This window comes from Paracoccus sigandri (assembly GCF_003709565.1).
Lineage (GTDB): Bacteria > Pseudomonadota > Alphaproteobacteria > Rhodobacterales > Rhodobacteraceae > Paracoccus > Paracoccus siganidrum.
In genome coordinates, this window is record NZ_QNRC01000077.1 from 1 (window position 1) to 3,546 (window position 3,546).

At 53.3% G+C, this 3,546-nt stretch carries 2 protein-coding genes and 1 pseudogene; all 3 read right to left on the minus strand.

Annotated features, from left to right (window positions below):
- Positions 1–143: 143 nt before the first annotated feature.
- Entirely contained in the window at positions 144–1,127 is a 984-nt protein-coding gene (locus C9E82_RS23575; RefSeq protein ID WP_147393184.1) for a hypothetical protein, read from the minus strand.
- A 631-nt stretch (positions 1,128–1,758) separates the two neighbouring features.
- The gene (locus C9E82_RS23580) at positions 1,759–3,066 is read right to left on the minus strand and encodes a hypothetical protein (RefSeq protein WP_240643721.1); all 1,308 of its coding nucleotides are present in this window, start codon (positions 3,064–3,066) and stop codon (positions 1,759–1,761) included.
- 126 nt (positions 3,067–3,192) lie between these two features.
- Positions 3,193–3,420 (minus strand): annotated as a pseudogene (locus C9E82_RS25490) (TniQ family protein); the annotation flags it as partial.
- Between the last annotated feature and the right edge of the window lie 126 nt (positions 3,421–3,546).

The following is a 3,546-nucleotide window of genomic DNA, read 5'->3' on the forward strand; positions in this document are numbered from 1 at the left end:
CGACGGATGGGAAACCCTCTCTCAACCACTCGTGCCGATGTCTCTTGACCTCGCGGCCTGACTGGAGCCAACCTCACATGCCCGGAGCCCGCCGCGAGGGAATTTCCACCACATTCGAGACACGACCCGTCCGTATGCGGCAATCAGTTCTCCATGAGAGGCAGTCCCAAGCGGGAAGCCGAGGCCTCAAGCCTCTTGATCATCGCCAGCCCGGCCTCGAACCTTGCCTGATTCATACGGCTAAGCTCCTTCTTCTCTTCCTCTATTCCGGCTCCCCCTGCGTCGAGTCGGGCAACCTGCTCCAGAAGTTCCTTCCGGAACCTGGTACGTTTCACGGGGGAATAATGAAAACCGACCTCCCAGATAAAACCAAGAATGATGACATCAAAAAATGTCGGACACGGCGCATCTATCGAGATTTCATGCATACCCCGACGTCCGTTCGGGAGTGTTTTAGCCGCCACGTTCGGATGGTCCTTACGGGTAAGTGCCTTCCTCGTGCCGAGGTAAGCCGCACTGCTAGCCAAGGCCGTCTCGTCGTAGAGTACACCCGCCTCGTCTATCAGGATAGGCAAATGCTTCCACTCGTTCATCGGCGATACGTTGAGCGAAATGCTCTCGCTGCCATCGTAGTGGTGGCGGTGCTCTGGCTTGAGGACGGCGTAGCTGTCCCAGCCTTCATCGATAGTCAAACGGCCGGTGCGGATCGGCTGGCCAGGGGCGAAGACATAGCGCTCGTCTTTCGTCTTGCTCAGCGGCTCATCCTGCTTCTTGAACGCCGGTACTGGCCGGATACAGATACGATAACGCAGCGCGATATGCGACACCTCCTCCTGTAGCGCCGTTGGCTCATGCCTGACCTCGGCGAGAAATGCCGAAAAATCCATTGATGCCGCACCCGCCATCGTGCCCGCCCAAGGCGCCAGGTTCTCCATAAGCTCGCCCACGGTCAGCCCGTCCTCGAAGAAGACATAATTGTGCAGGGTCTTCAGGAAAGCGTTGGGATCGACGGCATCCTCCCACACCTGAAACGGAACATGCCGCGAAATGTGTTCACCCGTCTCCCCATTATAGGTTGAAAAGGTGCAACGAAGCACCCCATCTCGACAAAACCGAATGAAATCCATCCCTACCTTACCCCACTCCCGTGACCGACATCCGGAGAATCGCAAGCCAAGATGCGAAGCTCATGCCAATTATAGGCATTCATGGCGATCTGGCAAAAGCACTATCGGACCATGCCACCGATTTACAATTGGAAACACATTCACGACACCGCACCCCTTTCTTTCATTAATACTCTCCCATATTCATGCATCATGTCGATAGGCCATGTCCAAAGCTCAACCCGGATTTCGGTTCTCACGACACAATATCAAATTTTACCGACCCATCGACGCGACGATCTGGCCCGTCACGCCACCCTTCCCAACGCCCCCTCCAATTATCACTGCAGCTTCAAAAATATTCAAACCAGAGAACACTGAAACCTCGATCCCAATTTAAAATATCTGCGACTTCTTATAGCTATAGATTGGTCTGATGCAGGATGAGTATCGACCGATTTCCTCGCAGCCTCCGGAGTTTACTCATGAAAAACTGCTCCGACTTACCATTCTCATAGTAGAGTTCCTAGAGCTGGCCAGGCATTGCCTCGCATGGCTTTGGCAAACTTGTGTAACTCGGTCGACACTCGGACACCAGATTGTCGAAATCAGCATAGAAATAGTGGCCGCAGCACGGGAGCTATCTGCATTCTCAGCCGCCCGCGCTTATCTCTGCCTTTCTCCAACGTGTAAACAGAAGTTTGGCGTCAGGAAGATTAGACCGTTCATATATTTTGGGCAACTCATCTTCCAAAAACATAGAGCGCACACCCAATATTTCCAGATCCTTCCTGAGAGAGAGCGCCCGGCGGCTCAGTTCTGAAGCCAGCATACCCAAAGTTGCGAAGCGCGCTCGAAAGCCATCAAGCGTTGCGGATTCAATCACCTTGCGCCTGCAGCCGCTATCGGGATCTCGACAGATTTTCATCCGGACAAACTCCATTGAAGCTAAAATATGGAGTTCAGAGCTTTTCAGGTGCAGGACTCTACAGGCATCTCGGAATAGGACAAATTTGGTGTCCCTTGTTGAAATTTTGGATCGAAGTTGTTCTATGTCGACCAGCAGGCCATTTATCCCCCTCACCCCCCTTTCCCGGTAAGCTGGCGCAAGCTCGCCCTGCATGAACAGTTTTAATATTTCCGATGCCCTGCAGGCGATATTTTCTCGAATTCTTACGGCCGTGAGGAAGTTACCGTGTTGCTTGATGGCAGGAAGGCATTCGACCGCGTGAAGAAGTCTCATTGCATCCTTCCTACTGACATAGCGGGCTGCACCCCCTCGCGTATGAAACGGAAGAATAAGACAATCCGCTAACTTCTGAACAAGATCGAATGAACAATTCAGGATACTTGTTGCCTCACGAACTGTGATCTGGTCATTTACTTCATCCTTGAGCGATTGAAGTGCATCGGCACACACGCCTTGACGTTCGGTCACCCCATTTGATAATGCACCCTCTTTTTCCCGCAGGAACCTGAGGAGTTGACCAGGCTTCATGCTGAGTTCCTTGGCAGCGTCGGTGACGCTGAGCAGACGAGGCCGTGCTATAACAGATCCAAGGACAATCGAGCCGGATTTGAGAGGGAAATTTTCGATCATGTGGGCTCGCACCACCGACTTGAGCGGCTTCATCTCCGGCGCGGCGCGGCTGGAAGACAGCCAGGTCAAAAACATTCCGTAGTCACGCCGATGGAACTTCCGGCTGTCGGACGACTCCCGCGTCAGGTCGTTGAGACATGTTTTGAGGGTCTCTACCCCGCCAGATATAATATCAAATCCTATGCCACCAGCTGCATGCAACATATCTTCGGAAAGCTGGGCTGATTTTGCTTGTGGTCCAAACAAGACGCGACCACCAAGAGTTTCTGCAGCCCGCGCCACCACAGGCAGCGTGAGAATGTCCGGCCAGAAGCCCGTTTGGCGCATACCGCCGATTCGCATTCGCAGATATGCTTCCAATGAGCTCTCCTGGCGATGCATATCGATGTGCCTGGTGAACAAGTCAAAATTCTTCCGGACAACTGCCGCTATATCATAGTTTTCCAGAGTGTACTTGCTACAGGGCATCCGCATGAGGGCCAAGCTATGGATTGCACATGTTCGAACCGAAACCACATGCCAATCCGCTCGAATAAATGCCCCGGTGAAGCCGTGCTCGTTGACGGCTGTCCTGATGCATTCAGGACAAACCCGAGGGATCGATCGACAGATGGTCCGGATGGTCCCCATCTCTCGCCCGATTCGAACCCGTGAGCCTCCTATATTTCGAAACGTCCACCGCTGTAGACTACTGCTATCGACCCCAGAAATTATGTGTCCGTCGTCAGAACATTTGGCTCAGATCGGGGCTTAGATTAGCGGAGAGCGGGCCTCGTCTTGGGGTTGATGTTATGCGGCGAGCTTGCGGTGCTGCAAGCGCCGATGTTCGATGGTCTTTCG